General features: G+C 74.1%; 19 protein-coding genes. 5 read left to right on the top strand and 14 right to left on the bottom strand.

What is annotated here, in order from left to right:
* Window positions 1-270: 270 nt before the first annotated feature.
* The 10 genes from ACFVVU_RS36435 to ACFVVU_RS36390 form a co-directional block, all read right to left on the bottom strand.
* The gene (locus ACFVVU_RS36435; protein ID WP_380688940.1) at window positions 271-771 is read right to left on the bottom strand and encodes a GNAT family N-acetyltransferase; all 501 of its coding nucleotides are present in this window, start codon (window positions 769-771) and stop codon (window positions 271-273) included.
* A 403-nt stretch (window positions 772-1,174) separates the two neighbouring features.
* Window positions 1,175-1,432: a hypothetical protein gene (locus ACFVVU_RS36430; RefSeq protein WP_380715456.1), complete on the bottom strand. Its 258-nt coding sequence runs from the start codon at window positions 1,430-1,432 to the stop codon at window positions 1,175-1,177.
* A 113-nt stretch (window positions 1,433-1,545) separates the two neighbouring features.
* Window positions 1,546-2,979, bottom strand: a complete 1,434-nt coding sequence (gene argH / locus ACFVVU_RS36425; protein ID WP_380690288.1) for an argininosuccinate lyase — start codon at window positions 2,977-2,979, stop codon at window positions 1,546-1,548.
* 89 nt (window positions 2,980-3,068) lie between these two features.
* Window positions 3,069-4,262, bottom strand: coding sequence for an argininosuccinate synthase (locus ACFVVU_RS36420; protein ID WP_355370819.1), 1,194 nt, complete (start codon window positions 4,260-4,262; stop codon window positions 3,069-3,071).
* A gap of 188 nt (window positions 4,263-4,450) precedes the next feature.
* Entirely contained in the window at window positions 4,451-4,999 is a 549-nt protein-coding gene (locus ACFVVU_RS36415; RefSeq protein ID WP_380686011.1) for an arginine repressor, read from the bottom strand.
* A gap of 17 nt (window positions 5,000-5,016) precedes the next feature.
* Window positions 5,017-6,225, bottom strand: coding sequence for an acetylornithine transaminase (locus ACFVVU_RS36410; protein ID WP_387794123.1), 1,209 nt, complete (start codon window positions 6,223-6,225; stop codon window positions 5,017-5,019).
* Window positions 6,222-7,097: an acetylglutamate kinase gene (argB, locus tag ACFVVU_RS36405; RefSeq protein WP_380686027.1), complete on the bottom strand. Its 876-nt coding sequence runs from the start codon at window positions 7,095-7,097 to the stop codon at window positions 6,222-6,224. The genes ACFVVU_RS36410 and argB overlap by 4 nt, the downstream gene beginning before the upstream one ends.
* Before the next feature lie 88 nt (window positions 7,098-7,185).
* Entirely contained in the window at window positions 7,186-8,358 is a 1,173-nt protein-coding gene (gene argJ, locus ACFVVU_RS36400; protein WP_380686015.1) for a bifunctional glutamate N-acetyltransferase/amino-acid acetyltransferase ArgJ, read from the bottom strand.
* Complete coding sequence (gene argC / locus ACFVVU_RS36395; protein ID WP_380686017.1) at window positions 8,355-9,383, bottom strand: N-acetyl-gamma-glutamyl-phosphate reductase; 1,029 nt, start codon at window positions 9,381-9,383, stop codon at window positions 8,355-8,357. The genes argJ and argC overlap by 4 nt, the downstream gene beginning before the upstream one ends.
* A gap of 100 nt (window positions 9,384-9,483) precedes the next feature.
* Window positions 9,484-10,707: a methyltransferase gene (locus ACFVVU_RS36390; protein WP_387794122.1), complete on the bottom strand. Its 1,224-nt coding sequence runs from the start codon at window positions 10,705-10,707 to the stop codon at window positions 9,484-9,486.
* Window positions 10,708-10,812: 105 nt separating this feature from the next.
* On the opposite strand from ACFVVU_RS36390, the gene ACFVVU_RS36385 reads away from it, so the two are divergent.
* From ACFVVU_RS36385 to ACFVVU_RS36375, 3 genes are all read left to right on the top strand, one after another.
* The gene (locus ACFVVU_RS36385; protein WP_380686021.1) at window positions 10,813-11,217 is read left to right on the top strand and encodes a VOC family protein; all 405 of its coding nucleotides are present in this window, start codon (window positions 10,813-10,815) and stop codon (window positions 11,215-11,217) included.
* A 40-nt stretch (window positions 11,218-11,257) separates the two neighbouring features.
* A complete protein-coding gene (locus ACFVVU_RS36380) occupies window positions 11,258-11,632 on the top strand; it encodes an RNA-binding S4 domain-containing protein (RefSeq protein WP_387794121.1) in 375 nt (124 codons plus the stop codon).
* A 146-nt stretch (window positions 11,633-11,778) separates the two neighbouring features.
* Entirely contained in the window at window positions 11,779-12,030 is a 252-nt protein-coding gene (locus ACFVVU_RS36375; protein ID WP_380686025.1) for a hypothetical protein, read from the top strand.
* A gap of 73 nt (window positions 12,031-12,103) precedes the next feature.
* Here the strand turns inward: ACFVVU_RS36375 and ACFVVU_RS36370 are convergent, their stop codons facing one another.
* The 3 genes from ACFVVU_RS36370 to ACFVVU_RS36360 all read right to left on the bottom strand — a co-directional run bounded on the left by ACFVVU_RS36370 (window position 12,104) and on the right by ACFVVU_RS36360 (window position 14,148).
* Entirely contained in the window at window positions 12,104-12,613 is a 510-nt protein-coding gene (locus ACFVVU_RS36370; RefSeq protein WP_380686318.1) for an FBP domain-containing protein, read from the bottom strand.
* 105 nt (window positions 12,614-12,718) lie between these two features.
* Window positions 12,719-13,264 carry an HD domain-containing protein gene (locus tag ACFVVU_RS36365; RefSeq protein WP_387794120.1) on the bottom strand — a complete coding sequence of 182 codons (546 nt, stop codon included), beginning with the start codon at window positions 13,262-13,264 and terminating at the stop codon, window positions 12,719-12,721.
* On the bottom strand, window positions 13,261-14,148 hold the full coding sequence (locus tag ACFVVU_RS36360) for an SAM-dependent methyltransferase (RefSeq protein ID WP_387794119.1): 888 nt from the start codon (window positions 14,146-14,148) through the stop codon (window positions 13,261-13,263). The genes ACFVVU_RS36365 and ACFVVU_RS36360 overlap by 4 nt, the downstream gene beginning before the upstream one ends.
* 274 nt (window positions 14,149-14,422) lie before the next feature.
* Between ACFVVU_RS36360 and ACFVVU_RS36355 the strand changes: the two genes are divergently transcribed.
* Window positions 14,423-15,319 (top strand): polysaccharide deacetylase family protein, encoded by an 897-nt coding sequence (locus ACFVVU_RS36355; protein ID WP_380686324.1) that lies wholly within the window; start codon window positions 14,423-14,425, stop codon window positions 15,317-15,319.
* A gap of 46 nt (window positions 15,320-15,365) precedes the next feature.
* Window positions 15,366-16,364, top strand: coding sequence for a ketopantoate reductase family protein (locus tag ACFVVU_RS36350; RefSeq protein WP_380686326.1), 999 nt, complete (start codon window positions 15,366-15,368; stop codon window positions 16,362-16,364).
* A 58-nt stretch (window positions 16,365-16,422) separates the two neighbouring features.
* Here the strand turns inward: ACFVVU_RS36350 and ACFVVU_RS36345 are convergent, their stop codons facing one another.
* Window positions 16,423-17,241: an SDR family NAD(P)-dependent oxidoreductase gene (locus ACFVVU_RS36345; RefSeq protein ID WP_387794118.1), complete on the bottom strand. Its 819-nt coding sequence runs from the start codon at window positions 17,239-17,241 to the stop codon at window positions 16,423-16,425.
* Window positions 17,242-17,250 lie beyond the last annotated feature (9 nt).

Genomic DNA, 17,250 nt, shown 5'->3' with positions numbered 1-17,250 from the left:
GCCCTCAGCGGTGACACATTCGACGGCACATGGCACGCTCACCTGCCGGCAGTGTGCCGGTGGGGGTCCATTTCGTCGTCGCAGTCATGTGAGCCAGTAAAACAGATGGGCCGGGGGAACCCCAATTATTTGGCAAGGCTGTCCGCAATTCGGACAGCACTGGCTTTGAGCTGCGGTGATGCGGCTCGGCGCCGCCACCGTGGTCCGGATGGTGGCGGCGCCGACGAGGACCGCGACGGTCGGGGGGCCCGGGCGGAGTCCGGACGGGGTTCAGGCGGTGGCGGCGAGCGCGGCGGTGGCGGGCTTCTCCAGGTGCACCAGGGTGAGCCGGCCGCTGACCCGTTCGACGGTGGTCTGCCGGTAGCCCTGGCGGGCGTAGAGGCGCAGGTTGCCGAGGCTGCGCTGGCCGGTGAAGAGCCGGTAGGAGGTCACCGCGCCGTGCTCGGCGAGCCGCTGTTCGAGGGCTTCCAGCAGCCGGCCGCCGAGGCCGTGGCGCTGCATGCGGGGGTGGACGACCAGGCGCCCTATCCGGCCGACGCCGTCGGCGCCGACATGGCCGCGGACGGTGCCGACGACCTCGTCGCCGAGGCGGGCGACCAGGACGTGCTGCTCGGTCAGCTCGGTGCGCATGCTGTCCAGGGTCTGGGTCAGCGGCTCGATGGCCCAGTCCCCGTAGAGTTCGGCCTCGCTCTGGTAGCCGAGGTACTGGAGCTTGAGGATCTGCTCCGCGTCGTCCGTGTCGGCGGTCGAAATGATGACGCTCATGCCCATGTGCGGGGGCCTCCCCATCCTTGTTCCGGCGCGCGGTCGTGAGGGTGTCGCACCGGTTTCCCTGCCGGAGGTGTTGTCCCGGCCGGGGATCCGCCCAGACCGGGGTGGCGCACGAACGTACCGGTCCGCACGGCCCTGGTGGGGCCGTGTCGGCGGCAACGCGCCCACGGTCAGTATCGGGGCGGGCACGTCACCGTCAAGAGCGGCGTTCGCCAGCGCCTTACCCGTGTGTCAGCTCAGCTCAACCTCGCGGCCGCCGGACGTGGCGAGGGTCACGCCCCGCCGGGCGGGTGACGGGAGGGGCGGACGTGGCGAGGGTCACGCCCGGCCGGGCGGGTGACGGCGCGGGGGTGACTGCGGCGCGGCGGCGGGGCGCGGGCGGGCGGGGTCACGGCCGGCCGGGTCAGGCGTGGCGCTCGGTGCGCAGCAGGGCGCGCAGGCAGGCGAGGCAGCGGGCGCGGGTGGGGCCGATGGAGCCGCGCGGCATGCCGAGGCGGTCGGCGAGCTCGCGGTAGGTCGGCGGTGGGTCCTCGGCGAGGGCGGCGACCAGTTGCGGGCAGCGTCCGGGCAGGGCGGCGACGGCCTCGCGGACCAGACGGCGGCGCAGGCCGGCGAGGACCTCGTCCTCGGCGGACGGGTGGAGCGGGAGCTCGGTGCACATGCCGTGCTTGACCCGGCGGGGGCTCCGCCGGTTACGGCCGTCCGGTGGCGTGCGCGCGGGAGGGGCGCGGCGGTTCGTCCGCCGCGCCCCTCCTCCGGGTGGACCTCCGGTGGTCAGCCGGTCACCCACTCCTGCTGGGCGGTGAGGTCGGCCTTGACCTCGGTGAGCTGGACGGCGACGGCGTCGGGGGCGGTGCCGCCGCGGCCGTTGCGGGAGGCGATGGCGCCGTGGACGCTGAGCACGGTGCGGACCTCCGGGGTGAGGTGCGCGGAGATGGCGGCGAACTGCGCGTCCGTCAGGTCGGCGAGCTCGATGCCGTGGGCCTCGCACTCCTTGACGCAGGCGCCGGCGACCTCGTGCGCGACGCGGAACGGCACGCCCTGCTTGACGAGCCATTCGGCGATGTCGGTGGCGAGGGAGAAGCCGGCCGGGGCGAGTTCCTCCAGCCGCTCGCGGTGGACGGTGAGGGTGGCCATCATGCCGGTGAAGGCGGGCAGCAGGACCTCAAGGGTGTCGCAGGAGTCGAAGACCGGCTCCTTGTCCTCCTGCAGGTCGCGGTTGTAGGCGAGCGGGAGGGCCTTGAGGGTGGCGAGCAGGCCGGTGAGGTTGCCGATGAGCCGGCCGGACTTGCCGCGGGCGAGTTCGGCGATGTCGGGGTTCTTCTTCTGCGGCATGATCGACGAGCCGGTGGAGAAGGCGTCGTGCAGCGTGATGAAGCCGAACTCCTTGGTGTTCCAGATGATCACCTCCTCCGCGATGCGGGAGAGGTTGATCCCGATCATCGCGGTGACGAAGGCGAATTCGGCGACGAAGTCGCGCGAGGCGGTGCCGTCGATGGAGTTGCCGACCGAGCCGCCCTCGAAGCCGAGGTCGGCGGCGACGGCCTGCGGGTCCAGGCCGAGCGAGGAGCCGGCCAGGGCTCCGGAGCCGTAGGGGGAGACGGCGGTGCGGGCGTCCCACTGGCGCAGCCGCTCGGCGTCGCGGCCGAGGGCCTGCACGTGCGCGAGGACGTGGTGGGCGAAGAGCACGGGCTGGGCGTGCTGGAGGTGGGTGCGGCCCGGCATCGCGGTGTCCGGGTGGGCCTCGGCGAGGCCGACCAGGGCGTGCTGGAGGTCGAGCAGCAGGCCGCCGATGGTCTTCGCGTGGTCCCGCAGGTACATCCGGAAGAGGGTGGCGATCTGGTCGTTGCGGGAGCGGCCGGCCCGCAGCTTGCCGCCGAGGTCGGGGCCAAGGCGCTCCAGCAGGCCGCGCTCCAGGGCGGTGTGGACGTCCTCGTCGGCGATGGTGCCGGTGAAGGTGCCGGCCTCGACGTCGGCGAGCAGCCGGTCGAGCCCGTCGTGCATGGCGGCGAGTTCGTCGTCGGTGAGCAGGCCGGCCTTGTGCAGGACGCGGGCGTGGGCCTTGGAGCCGGCGATGTCGTAGGGGGCGAGGCGCCAGTCGAAGTGCACCGAGGCGGAGAGCCTGGCCAGGGCCTCGGACGGGCCGTCGGCGAAGCGGGCGCCCCAGAGGCGGACGTCGCCACCGGTTGCGGGCTGGTCGGCGGACATCGACGGCTCCTTACTGACGTGCGGGAAGGTGGAGGGGGTGGCCCCGGCCGGCCCCCGGGAAGGGGGGCGCGGCCGGGGCCGGGGGCGGATCAGCCCTGGTCGCGCCGGGCGGCGATCTTCGAGGAGAGGCCGAAGATCTCGATGAAGCCCTTGGACATCGACTGGTCGAAGGTGTCGCCGGTGTCGTAGGTGGCGAGGTTGAAGTCGTAGAGCGACTGCTCGGACTTGCGGCCGTTGACGACGGCCCGGCCGCCGTGCAGGACCATCCGGATGTCGCCGGAGACGTGCTGGTTGGCCTCGTTGACGAAGCCGTCGAGGGCCCGCTTGAGCGGGGAGAACCACAGGCCGTCGTAGACCAGCTCGGCCCAGCGCTGCTCGACCTGCCGCTTGTAGCGGGCGAGCTCGCGCTCGACGGTGACGTTCTCCAGCGCCTGGTGGGCGGTGATCAGCGCGATCGCGCCGGGGGCCTCGTAGATCTCCCGGGACTTGATGCCGACCAGCCGGTCCTCGACCATGTCGAGGCGGCCGATGCCCTGGGCGCCGGCCCGCTTGTTGAGCTCCTCGATGGCCTGCAGGACGGTCACCTTGCGGCCGTCGATCGCGACCGGGACGCCGGCCTCGAAGGTGATGACGACCTCGTCGGCCTCGCGCGGGACGGCCGGGTTCTGGGTGTACTCGTAGACGTCCTCGATCGGGGCGTTCCAGATGTCCTCCAGGAAGCCGGTCTCGACGGCCCGTCCGAAGACGTTCTGGTCGATCGAGTACGGGGACTTCTTGGTGGTGGCGATCGGCAGGCCCTTGGCCTCGGCGAAGGCGATGGCCTTGTCCCGGGTCATCGCGTAGTCGCGGACCGGGGCGATGCACTTGAGGCCCGGGGCGAGGGAGTTGATGCCGACCTCGAAGCGGACCTGGTCGTTGCCCTTGCCGGTGCACCCGTGGGCGACGGTGGTGGCGCCGTGCTTCTGCGCGGCGGCGACCAGGTGCTTGACGATGACGGGCCGCGAGAGGGCCGACACCAGGGGGTACTCGCCCTGGTAGAGGGCGTTGGCCTTGAGGGCCGGCAGGCAGTACTCGTCGGCGAACTCCTCGCGGGCGTCGGCGACCTCGGCCTCGACGGCACCGCAGTCCAGCGCCCGCTGGCGGATGACGTCCAGGTCCTCGCCGCCCTGGCCGACGTCGACGGCGACGGCGATGACCTCCGCGCCCGTCTCCTCGGCGATCCAGCCGATGCAGACGGACGTGTCCAGACCGCCCGAGTAGGCGAGTACGACGCGCTCGGTCACGGCTTTCTCCTTCACAACTGTGCGAACAGGCTTACGGCGATAGGCATAAGTATGCACTACTCCGTATGAAACTCAAAACCCGGTCCAACGGGCGGGTTCCGGATACGCCGGTGGGCCCGGCCGGAGCCGGGCCCACCGGGGGTGGAACAGAGGGTGGAGCAGGAAGTGGGGCAGGGGGTGGAGCGGGGTTACTGCGCCTTCGCCTGGGCGAGCTGCATCAGGTGGTCGGCGAGGGCCTGGCCGCCGGCCGGGTCGCGGCTGATCAGCAGGACGGTGTCGTCGCCGGCGATGGTGCCGATGATCTCGAACACCTCCGCCTGGTCGATCGCCGAGGCCAGGAACTGCGCCGCGCCGGGCGGCGTGCGCAGCACGACCAGGTTGCCCGAGGCGGTGGCGGAGACCATGAGCTCGCCGGCCAGCCGGGCCATCCGGCCCTCGGTGGCGGACTCCCCCATCGGCGCGCGCGGGGTGCGGTCGCCGCCCTCGGCCGGGACGGCGTAGATGAGCGCGCCGTCCCGGTTGCGGATCTTCACCGCGCCCAGCTCGTCCAGGTCCCGGGAGAGGGTGGCCTGGGTGACCACGAGTCCGTCGTCGGCGAGCAGCTTGGCGAGCTGGCTCTGCGAGCGCACGGGCTGGCGGGTGAGCAGGTCCACGATCCTCCGGTGGCGCGCGGTGCGGGTCTGCGGGACCTGCGGCGTCGGGCCGGTGGCGGACTGCTCAGAGTTGGGTACGGTCATGTGATTATTCTCCCGGACTACGCTCGGTTCGCATCGTCCGGGGCGTCCTCGCGGACGGCCCGCAGGACGGCCGGCAGCGCCGCCAGGAAGGCGTCCGCCTCCTGCTCGGTCAGCACCAGCGGCGGCGCGAGGCGCACCGCGTCCGGCACCGCGGCGTTGACCAGGAACCCGGCCTCCTGCAGGCCCGCCTGGATCTTCGCCGACACCGGCTCGGTGAGCACGATGCCCAGCAGCAGCCCGGCCCCGCGCACGTGCGAGACCAGCGGGTCGTCGAGCGCCTCGACGCCGTGCCGCAGCCGGTCGCCGATCTTGCGGGCGTGCTCCAGCAGGCCCTGCGACGCGATGGTGTCCAGCACCGCGAGACCGGCCGCCGCGGCCACCGGGTTGCCGCCGAAGGTGGTGCCGTGCTGGCCCGGGGTGAGCAGCTCGGCCGCCTCGCCGAAGGCCAGCACCGCGCCCATCGGCAGGCCGCCGCCGAGCGCCTTGGCCAGCGTGACGACGTCCGGCTCGATGCCCTCGAACGCCTGGTGGGCGAACCAGTGACCGGTGCGGCCGACGCCGGTCTGGATCTCGTCCAGGACCAGCAGGGTGCCGGTGGCGCAGGTGATCGCGCGGGCGGCGGCCAGGTAGCCGTCGGGCAGCGGGATCGCGCCGTTCTCGCCCTGGATCGGCTCCAGGAAGACGGCCGCGGTCTCGGTGGTGACGGCCGCGCGCAGCGCCTCGACGTCGCCGAACGGGACGTGCGTGACGTCGCCGGGCAGCGGGCGGAACGGTTCCTGCTTGGCGGGCTGGCCGGTGAGCGCCAGGGCGCCCATGGTGCGGCCGTGGAAGCCGCCCTGCAGGGCCACCAGGTGGGTGCGGCCGGTGCGGCGGCTGATCTTGAAGGCGGCCTCGTTGGCCTCCGCGCCGGAGTTGCAGAAGAACACCCGGCCGGGGCGGCCGTCCAGGTGCAGCAGCCGCTCGGCGAGGGCGACGGTGGGCTCGGCGATGAACAGGTTGGAGACGTGGCCGAGGGTGGCGATCTGCCGGGTGACGGCCTCGACGACCGCCGGGTGGGCGGTGCCGAGGGCGTTGACGGCGATGCCGCCGAGCAGGTCGGTGTACTCCTTGCCGTCGGCGTCCCAGAGCTTGCTGCCCTCGCCGCGGACCAGCGGGATCCGCGGGGTGCCGTAGTTGTCGGTGAAGGCGTGCTGCCACCGCTCGGTGAGCTGGGCGTTGGAAGTCATGCGAGTCCCCCGGTCACGGTCGGTTCGTCGTCCGGCACGACCATCGTGCCGATGCCCTCGTCGGTGAAGATCTCCAGCAGCAGGCTGTGCGGCACCCGGCCGTCCAGCACGCGGGCGGTGCCGACGCCGGAGCGCACCGCCCGCAGGCAGCCCTCCATCTTGGGCAGCATGCCGCTGGCCAGGGTGGGCAGCAGCTCCTCCAGCTCGGAGGCGTCGAGCTGGCTGATCACGTCGTCGGAGTGCGGCCAGTCCTTGTAGAGGCCCTCGACGTCGGTGAGGATCACGAGCATCTCGGCACCGAGCGCGACCGCGAGGGCGGCGGCGGCAGTGTCGGCGTTGATGTTGTAGACGTGGCCGTCGGCGCCGCGGGCGATCGAGGAGATCACCGGGATGCGGCCGTCGGCGATCAGGCCCTTCACCGCGCCGGCCTCGATGTTGACGATGTCGCCGACCAGGCCGATGTCGACCTGCTCGCCGTCCACGACCGCGTACCGCTTGACGGCGGTCATGGTGTGGGCGTCCTCGCCGGTCAGGCCGACCGCGAACGGGCCGTGCTGGTTGAGCAGGCCGACGAGCTCGCGCTGCACCTGCCCGGCGAGCACCATCCGGACCACGTCCATGGTCTCGGGGGTGGTGACCCGCAGGCCGTTGGTGAAGGAGGACTCCAGGCCGAGCTTGTCGAGCTGGGCGCTGATCTGCGGGCCGCCGCCGTGCACCACCACGGGGTGCAGGCCGGCGAAGCGCAGGAAGACGACGTCCTTGGCGAAGGCCGCCTTGAGCTCCTCGTCGACCATGGCGTTGCCGCCGAACTTGATCACCACGGTCTTGCCGTGGAAGCGCTCCAGCCACGGCAGGGCCTCGATGAGCGTCATGGCCTTGGGCAACGCGGTGTTGTTGCGGGCCTGTTCGCCCTTGGGTGCGATCTGCACTGTTCTGCTTCCCCGGCTCTGCTGGCGACGGTCAGGTGGAGTAGGCGCTGTTCTCGTGCACGTAGTCGGCGGTGAGGTCGTTGGTCCACAGGCTGGCCCCGGCCTCGCCGGCGTTGAGGTTCGCGGTGATGACGACCTCGCGGCCGGTCATGTCGACCAGGTCGCGGTCCTCCCCCACGCTGCCGTCCCGGCAGACCCAGACCCCGTTGATGGCGACGTCCAGGCGGTCGGGGTCGAAGGCGGCGTCGGTGGTGCCGATCGCGGCCAGCACCCGGCCCCAGTTGGGGTCCTCGCCGTGGATCGCGCACTTGAGGAGGTTGTTGCGGCTGATCACCCGGGCGACGTCGACGGCCTCCTGCTCGGTGGCGGCGCCGGTGACGTCGATCCGGATGTCCTTGCTGGCGCCCTCGGCGTCGCCGATCAGCTGGCGGGCCAGGTCGGCGCAGACGGTGCGCACGGCCTCGTCGAACTCGGCCCGCTCCGGGACGGTGCCGCTGGCGCCGGAGGCGAGCAGCAGCACGGTGTCGTTGGTCGACATGCAGCCGTCGGAGTCGATCCGGTCGAAGGTGGTGCGGGTGGCGCCGCGCAGCGCCGCGTCCAGGACGCCCGCGTCCGCCTCGGCGTCGGTGGTCAGCACGACCAGCATGGTGGCCAGGCCCGGGGCGAGCATGCCGGCGCCCTTGGCCATGCCGCCGACCGTCCAGCCGGCCGGGCTGGTGACCTGGGCGGTCTTGTGCACGGTGTCGGTGGTCTTGATGGCGATCGCGGCCCGCTCGCCGCCGGTGGCGCTGAGCGCGGCGGCGGCCGCGCCGACGCCCGGCAGCAGGATGTCCATCGGCAGCCGCACGCCGATCAGGCCGGTGGAGGCGACGGCGACCTCGCCGGCGTTCAGCTCCAGCTCCTCGGCGACCTTCTCGGCGGTGGCGTGGGTGTCCTGGAAGCCCAGCGGGCCGGTGCAGGCGTTGGCGCCGCCGGAGTTGAGGACGACGGCGGAGACCGTGCCGCCCTTGAGCACCTGCTCGGACCAGAGCACGGGGGCTGCCTTGACCCGGTTGGAGGTGAAGACGCCGGCGGCGGCGAGCGAGGGCCCGTCGTTGACGACGAGCGCGAGGTCGGGGGTGCCGGAGGCCTTGATCCCGGCGGTCACGCCGGCGGCCCGGAAGCCCTGGGCGGCGGTGACGCCGACGTTCTGGTGGTCGGTCACGGTGCGACTCCGTTCACGGGAAGGCCCAGCTCCTCGGGCAGGCCGAGGGCGATGTTCATGCTCTGCACTGCGCCGCCGGCGGTGCCCTTGACCAGGTTGTCGATCGCGCTGATCGCCACGATCCGCCCGGCGGCCGGGTCCAGGACGACCTGCACCAGCGCGGCGTTGGAGCCGTAGACGCTGCTGGTCTGCGGCCACTGCCCCTCGGGGAGCAGGTGGACGAACGGCTCGTCGGCGTACGCCTCGGCGTAGGCGGCGCGCAGTTCCTCGGTGCCCACCCCGGGCTTCGCCTTGGCGGAGCAGGTGGCGAGGATGCCGCGCGGCATCGGGACGAGGGTGGGCGTGAAGGAGACGGTGACCGGCTCGCCCGCCAACGGGGTGAGGTTCTGGGCCATCTCCGGGGTGTGCCGGTGGACGCCGCCGACGCCGTAGGCGCTGACGCTGCCCATCACCTCGCTGCCGAGCAGGTGGGTCTTGGCGGCCTTGCCGGCGCCGGAGGTGCCGGACGCGGCGACGACCACCGCCTCGGGCTCGGCCAGGCCCGCCGCGTAGGCGGGGAACAGCGCGAGGGAGACGGCCGTCGGGTAGCAGCCGGGGACGGCGATCCGGTTGCTGCCCTTGAGCGCGGCGCGGTGGCCGGGCAGCTCGGGCAGGCCGTAGGGCCAGGTTCCCGCGTGCGCGGAGCCGTAGAACTGCTCCCAGTCGGCGGCGGCCTTCAGCCGGAAGTCGGCGCCGCAGTCGACGACCAGCACGTTCTGGCCGAGCGCCTCGGCGACGGCGGCGGACTGGCCGTGCGGCAGCGCCAGGAACACCACGTCGTGGTCGGCCAGCACCTCCGGGGTGGTCGGTTCCAGGACCCGGTCGGCCAGCGGCAGCAGGTGCGGCTGGAGCAGCCCCAGCCGGGTGCCCGCGTTCGAGCCGCCGGTCAGCGCCCCGATCTCCACCTCGGGGTGGCCGAGCAGCAGGCGCAGCACCTCACCGCCCGCGTACCCGCTCGCGCCGGCGACGGCGACTCGCAATGCCATGGCGTTCCTCCTTCGTCGTGGCATGAATATACGCAGCACGGAACATTCATGCAAGGAGTATGCGCAGGGCGGCCCTCGGGCCGGACCGGTGCGGCGCCGCTCAGCGCTTGACGGCCCTGAGCACCACGAACTTCGGATTGCCCGCGACCGTGCGGCAGTTGCCGAACAGCCGGCGCAGCTTGACGTGGTAGCCCAGGTGGCGGTTGCCGACCACCCACAGCTCGCCGCCGGGGCGCAGGGCGCGGCGGGCGCCGGTGAACATCCGCCAGGCGGTGGCGTCGGTGGTGGCCTGGTGGGAGTGGAACGGCGGGTTGTTGAGCACCAGGTCCACCGAGCCGGCCGGCAGGCCCGCGTCGGCGAGCGCGTCGGCGGTGAGGAACTCGGCGGGGGCGTCCGGGCCGAGGTTGGCGCGGAAGGTCTCCTCGGCGGAGGCGACCGCCTGGTGCGACTCGTCGACGAAGACCAGCTCGGCGCCGGGGGCGGCCAGGGCGGCGGCGGTGCCGACCACGCCGTTGCCGCAGCCGAGGTCGACGACCCGGGCTCCGGGGGCGGCGGTGGGCAGGTGGGCGAGCAGGAAGCGGGTGCCGATGTCGAGGCGGTCGGCGCAGAAGGTGCCGGCGTGGTTGACCACGGTGCGGCCCGAGGCGGGACCGATGTCGCCGGGCAGGGCGTAGCGGTGCGGCCAGGGGTTGGGGCCGGGGTCGAGCGTCCGGTCGGGGGTGCAGAGGATCAGCCGGGCCTTGCGGACCGCGAGCGAGGTGCGGGTGGGGCCGAGGATCCGCTCGAAGAGCTCCAGGGTGGAGGTGTGGATCTCGGTGGTCATGCCGGTGCCGAGGACCACCGTGTCCGGGCGCAGGGCCGGGGCGAGCCGGTGCAGCTGGTCCTCCAGCAGGGCGAGGCTCTTGGGGACGCGCACCAGCAGGACGTCGGTCCGCCCGGGCGGGGTGTCGCGGGTGGTGAGCAGCCGGGCGGCGCCCTCGCCGGCGCCGGCCCGGACGAGGTTGGCCGCGGTGGCGCGCTGGGCGAGGTGCGAGTCGCTGATCTGGGTGATCCGGGCCGGGGCCCGCTCGGCGGGGGCGGTGGCGAGCGCGGTGGTCAGCGCGCCCCAGCGGTCGCCGAGGACGGTGACGGCGCGGCCGGCCAGGGCGGTGGGCCGGCCCTCGGCGGAGTCGGCCTCGCCGGCCAGGTGCCGCAGCAGGTACTCGTCGGCGGCGTCCCAGGCGCGCAGCCGCTCGCGCGGGTCCTCGGGGTGGCGGGTGAGGTCGAGGCCGCCCCACGGGGTCGGGAAGGGGGTCGCGGCGGCGGTGGTGGCGAGGTGGTTCATCGCCGCCCAGGCTAGCCGACCGGGCCGCGGGCCGGACGGCCGGCGCCCGAGCGCGGACCGGGGCGGCGGTCGATACTGGGAGGGCCCGACGGAAGGGGCGCGGCCATGGACTGGAAGCTCGAAGTGGTGGTGGTCCCGGTGACGGACGTCGACCGGGCGAAGCTCTTCTACGAGGAACGGGTCGGTTTCACCGTCGACCACGACAGCCGGATCCGGGACGGGGTGCGGGTGGTGCAGCTGACGCCGCCCGGCTCCAGCTGCTCGATCGTGGTGGGCACGGGGCTGACGGACGCGCCGGCCGGCTCGCTGAAGGGGCTGCAGCTGGTGGTGCCGGACATCGACCGGGCGCACGCGGAGCTGGTGGCGCGGGGCGTGGAGGTGAGCCCGGTGCAGCACTTCGAGGACGGGGACCGGGTGGACGGGCGGGGCGAGATGTGGAACTCGTTCGTCTTCTTCAGCGATCCGGACGGCAACGGCTGGGCCGTCCAGGAGGCGCCCGGCCGGCGCTGACGCCCGGCGTGGTCCGAAAGAGAGGCCCTAAGCTCGGAGGATGGTCGAAGACGAGGGAAGCGTCCGGGTGGACAGCTGGATCTGGTCGGTGCGGCTGGCCAAGACGCGGTCGGCCGCGGCGGCGGCGTGCAAGGCCGGGCACGTGCGGGTCAACGGCGAGCGGGCCAAGCCGGCGCAGGCGCTGAAGCCGGGTGACGAGGTCCGGGTGCGCGTGGAGGGGTGGGAGCGGGTCGTCGTGGTGACGAAGCTGATCCGCAAGCGGGTCGGCGCGGGGGTCGCGGCGGAGTGCCTGGTGGACAACAGCCCGCCGCGCCCGGCGCGCGAGTTCGTCGCCGCGCCCGGCGTGCGCGACCGGGGCGCCGGGCGGCCGACCAAGCGCGACCGCCGGGAGATGGACGAGCTGCGGCGGCGGTAGCAGCTGCCCCGGCAGCCGCACAGGCCACGGCAGGTTCCTGCCGAATTGGTCTCGACCATTGCCCTGGAGCCGGCGGCGGAGGAGGCTCGCTGCGAAGCGCCGGGCGGGCAGTCCGGCGCTCGTGTCCGAGGAAGGAAAGCACCGGCATGGCAATGCGCAAGGCGGTTTCCACCATGGCCCTGGCCGGCCTGCTCGCGGCGGGCGGTCTGATGGCCGCCCCCGCCGCCCAGGCGTCCACCACCAAGACGACCGGTTACGTCTACGTCGGCATGTACCCGAGCGGTGACGCGTGCCACGCCGCGGGCAAGGCCTACGTGGCCCGGGGCCAGGCGGTCTCGTACTTCTGCGACGTCCTCGACTTCCCGCCGTACACGGCCCGCCTCTCCATCTGGGCCTGATCGCGCCGCGGACCGGTCGGCGACGCACCCCGTCGCCGACCGGTCCGGCGGTGACGGGGTGCGTCGCCGGGGTTCAGGCGGCCAGGGTGTCGGTGCGGACCTGGGTCAGGAAGGCGTCCAGGTTGGCCAGCGTCCGGGCGATCTGCTCCTCCAGCGGGAGCGACTCGTTGGGGCGGGTGACCGCCGCGGAGTTCTTGCGCCCGCGCACGTACAGCGAGCAGGCGAGGTCGGCGCAGATGTAGGTGCCGACGGTATTGCCCTCCCGCCCCGCCGCCCCCGCCCGGCGGGCGGTGAGCAGCGCCACGCCGGAACCCGCGTGGGCGGTGACGCACAGCGAACAGACGTTGGTCTTGGTCATGCTCCGCCGGAACGAGGGCACCCGCAGGGTGACGCCGACCAGCTCGTCGCGGTGCTCGGCGACCAGATAGGCGCGGTCGGGCGCGCCCTGGTCCCGCCAGCCGAGGAAGTCGAGATCGTCCCAGGGGAGTTCGGCCAGCCCTCGGGGCAGGTTGAGCCGCCGGGCCTCGCCCTTGGAACAGTTGACGAAGGACGCACGGATCTCGGGGTCGGTCAGCGCTCGCATGCCCGGCAAGCTAACACCGCCCCGCCGCACCCGTCTCCCGATTTTCCGCGCGCCCCTCACCGGCCCCGAGCCCCGAACCGCCCGCCGACGCCGCCACCGCCGCGGTCAGGCCACCGGGTGGGCGGCCTGGACGGCGAGCCGCCGCGGGGCGTCGGCGCCGATCCCGGTGAGCAGGTCGTCGAGGGCGAGGAACACCTCCCAGGACTCGCGCCCGGCCGCCCGCGCCAGCCGGTCGACCACCCGGTCCTCCAGGTCGCGGACCCGGCTGTCCTTCCACGCCTTGTCGGCCAGGCTGACCAGCAGGTCCTCCACGGTGGTGCCGGGCTCGCCCCAGCTGCCGTGGGTGCCGGCGAAGCGGGCGAGGCGCCGCGGCACGCCGTGGGTGAGCAGCAGCTCGTACCCGGCCCGCTCGTGCAGCGAGCCGGGGACGGAGAGCTCCTCGCGGTGGACGGCCTTGCCGATGTCGTGGGTGGCCGCGCCGAACAGCACGGCCTCCCGGTCCACCGGCACCCCGTACCCGGCGCACCAGTCGAGGATCGTCCCGGCGACCTCGTGCACCAGGCCGAGATGGGCCGTCAGCCGGGGCGGGGCGTCGACGGCCGCCAGCAGGACGGCCGCGGCCGCGGGCAACGGCGGGGTGGGGGCGGTCATCCGCGCTTGAAGGCGACACCCGCGTAGGCGGAGACGTCCTGCCAGCCGTCGGGGAGGTCGGCGGTGCGGATGTGGCCGGCCTCGGGGCGCCAGAGCGGGAGCTGGACGAGGCCGGGGCCGGCGAACTCGAAGTCGCCGAAGAAGGGCTCGACGGCCGAGCGCGGGCGCAGCACCAGCGGGGCGCTGGCGCTGCGGTAGACGCGGGTGCCCTCGGCGGCGCTCTCCCGGGAGGCGAAGTCGGGGCTGCCGTGCGAGAGGATCAGCGCGCTGCCCGGCGCCAGCGCGTCGCGCAGGGTGCGCACGATCCGCTCCGCGCCGTCCTCGTCGCGGATGAAGTGCAGCACGGCGACCAGCATCAGGGCGACCGGTTCGCCGAGGTCCACGGCCGCGCTCAGGGCCGGGTGGGCGAGGATCGTCCCGGGCTCGCGCAGGTCCGCCTCGATGACGGAGGTGTGGCCGGCCGGGTGGCCGGCGAGCAGGGCGCGCGCGTGGGTGGCCACGATCGGGTCGTTGTCGACGTAGACGACCCGGGCGTCCGGGGCGACCCGGCGGGCGACCTCGCTGGTGGAGCCGACGGCGGGGATGCCGGTGCCGATGTCGAGGAACTGCCGGATGCCCCGGTCGGCCGCGAACTCGACGGCGCGGCCGAGGAATTCGCGGTTGGTGCGGGCCAGCAGCCGCAGCGCCGGATAGGCGGCGATGGCGGCCTCGGCGGCCGTGCGGTCGGCCTCGAAGTTGTCCTTGCCGCCGAGGTAGTAGTCGTACATCCGGGCCGTGTGCGGGACCCCGGTGTCCAGTTCGGTCGGCGGCTGCCAGTCCTCGGCGCGCGCCCACTCCCAGTCGGTGCCGGTGACGCCCAGCGCCGCCGTCCTGTCCTCACTCATCTGCCGCCCCCTGGTGTGTCCACGACGTCCGCAGTGTCCCCTGCCGGACGGTTGCTGTCTCCTCGCCCCGCGGCCGGCCGGCGGCCGGTGGCGCCCCCACCGCGCGGTGCGCCGTGATCGTAACCGACGAAACGCCGCCAAAACAGCGGAAGTTCAGGTTTCCGCAGTATCCGAACAGCGACGTGTGGGCACGTCAACGACGGTCCGCGAGCGACTCCGGGCCGACGGCGCCGGCGGTCGCCACCCGGTGACGCCGTCTCTATGCTGGCTGCCGATGACTGCCGACCGGCGCACCGTCCTGCGCACCACCGTCAAACTGGCCGCCCTCACCGCCGTCGGCGGCCTGCTCACCGCCTGCGGCGACACCGGCCGACGCCGGGCCGACCCGGGGACGTTCGCCACGCGTCCGGGCCCGGTGGACCCGTCGGGCACCGTCGACCCGGCCTGGGCCGCCGGCGAGGGAGCGGCCTCGCCGGCACCCGACGCGACCACGGCCGCCGCGAGCGCCCCGCCCACCGCCGACGCCGGCGCGCCGCCCACCCCGCCGGTGCTGCCGCCGCTGGCGCCCGGCACCCCGGTCGAGGTCGCGTACGGGCCGCGCACCGGCCGCAACGTCGCGCTGACCTTCCACGGCAGCGGCGACCCGGCGCTCGCCACCGCGCTGCTGGAGATCGCCGAACAGCGCGGCGTCGGGCTCACCGTGATGGTCGTCGGCAGCTGGCTCGACCAGCAGCCCCGAATGGCCCGCCGGATCCTGGACGGCGGCCACGAGCTGGGCAACCACACCCAGAACCACCAGAACATCTCGACCATGCCCCCCGACCGGGCCCGCGCCGAGATCGCCGAGTGCGCGGAACGGCTGCAACGGCTCACCGGCTCGATCGGGCGCTGGTTCCGCCCCTCGGCCGCCCAGTACGCCACGCCGATGGTGCGGGAGCAGGCCAGGGCGGTCGGCTACGAGCACGTGCTCTCCTTCGACGTGGACCCACGCGACTACGCCGACCCGAGCGCCGCCGAACTGCAGCGCCGGGTGCTCGGTTCGGTGCGCGGCGGCTCGGTGGTCGCCCTGCACCTGGGCCACCGCTGCACGGTCGACGCGCTGCCCGGCATCCTCGACGGCCTCGGCAGGGCCGGCCTCACCCCGGTGACCGCGAGCCGCCTCTGCGCCTGACCCCCGGGGCCCGTGGGGCACCCGGGACGCGTGCGATGCTTCGGGGATGCGGTACATCATCATCGGGGCGGGTGCGGTGGGCGGCACGATCGGTGCCCGGCTGCACGAGGGCGGGCACGACGTGGTGCTGGTGGCGCGCGGCGCGCACCTGGCGGCGCTGCGCGCGGACGGCCTGCGGTTCGGCACCCCGCAGGGGGTGCGGACGCTGCGGATCCCGGCCGTCGGCGGACCGCGGGAGGTGGCGCTGCGGGCGGACGACGTGCTGGTGCTGGCCGTGAAGACGCAGGACACCGCCGCCGCGCTGGCCGCCTGGGCACCGTGCCCGGTGGCCGGGGGCGGCACGGCCGCCGAGCGGCTGCCGCTGGTGTGCGCGCAGAACGGGGTGGAGAACGAGCGGCTCGCCCTGCGGCTGTTCCGCGAGGTGCTGGCGATGTGCGTGTGGATGCCGTCCACCCATCTGGCGCCCGGCCGGGTGAGCGCGGGCGGCACCCCGGTGAGCGGGGTGCTGTGGCTGGGCGGCCATCCGTCCGGCACCGGCGGCGCCCGGGCCGCCGCGATCGCCGCCGACCTCGCCGCCTCGGGCTTCAGCGCCCCGGTGGCGGAGGACGTGATGCGCTGGAAGTACACCAAGCTGCTCGGCAACCTCGGCAACGCGCTGGACGCGGTGGCCGGTGGGACCGACGGCGAGGAGCTGCGGGCGCTGCGGGAGCGGGCGGTCGCGGAGGGCGTCGCGGTGCTGGCGGCCGCCGGCATCGCCCACCGGGACCCGGCCGAGCAGGTCCGCGTGGCGCGTGCGACGCTGCGGCTGGAGCCGGTGGCCGGCGAGGAGCGCAGCGGCTCGTCGTCCTGGCAGAGCCTGGCGCGCGGCACCGGCTCGATCGAGGCCGACCACCTGAACGGCGAGATCGTGCTGCTGGGCCGGCTGCACGGGGTGCCGGCGCCGCTCAACGAGGCACTGCAGCGGCTGGCCGGGGAGTTCGCCCGCACCGGCCGGGCGCCGGGCTCGCTCACCGCCGAGGAGCTGTCGGCGCTCACCGCGCTGTGACCGGATCGTCGGCGGCACCGGTCGGCCGGTGGCGCCGACGCTCCGGCCGTTCGACGCGTCAGCCCATCGGATCGCCGGGCCCGTAGGGGCGCAGCCGCAGCGTACGGGCGTCCGCCGCGCGGATCTCCTCGGCCCGGCGGACGAGTTCCCCGAGGTCGTCCCGCCCGGCGTGCAGGAAGCGCCCGTGCAGCGCGTCGAAGCGCCCGCGGGCGGCGTCCACGGTGACGGCGACCATGTACGGGATGGAGCCCCAGTCCTTGGTGTCCCGGAACATCGGCATCCCGGCGGTCATGTCGGTGGCGACCGCGCCGGGGCTGATGTCGAGGATCACCACATGGTGCTCGGCGAGCGAGTCGGCGAGGTTGTCGGAGAGCTGGAGCAGCGCGCCCTTGGAGGTGGCGTACGCGGTGTAGTGGCCGTCGGGGCGCAGCGCGAAACCGGAGTTGAGGTTGACGACGCGCCCGCGCCGGCGCCGGACCATGCCGGGCAGGACGCAGCGCAGCAGGTTGTAGGGGCCGCGCAGGTTGACCTCGACGACCTGCCACCACTGGTTGACGTCGGTCTCCCAGAGCGGGACCTCGGCGCGGTCGACCTGGCCGGCGTTGTTGACCAGCAGGTCGACGGGGCCGAGGTCGCGTTCGATCAGCCGGACGGCCTCGCGCACCGAGCCGGGACGGGTGACGTCGGCGGTGACGGCGACGCCGCGCGCACCGAGCCGCACGCACTCCTTGAGGGTGTCGGTGAGGGTCTCGTGGGTGCGGCCGACCAGGCCGACGGCCATGCCCTCGGCGGCGAGGCCGATGGCGATCTCCCGGCCGATGCCGCGGCCGGCGCCGGTGACCAGGCCGACCTGTCCCGTGAGCGATCCCGTCGGCATGCCCGTGCT

Source organism: Kitasatospora sp. NPDC057965 (assembly GCF_042887135.1).
Taxonomy (GTDB): Bacteria; Actinomycetota; Actinomycetes; order Streptomycetales; family Streptomycetaceae; genus Kitasatospora.
Note: the sequence above shows the minus strand (reverse complement) of the source record. Positions and strands in the feature narration are given on the sequence as shown.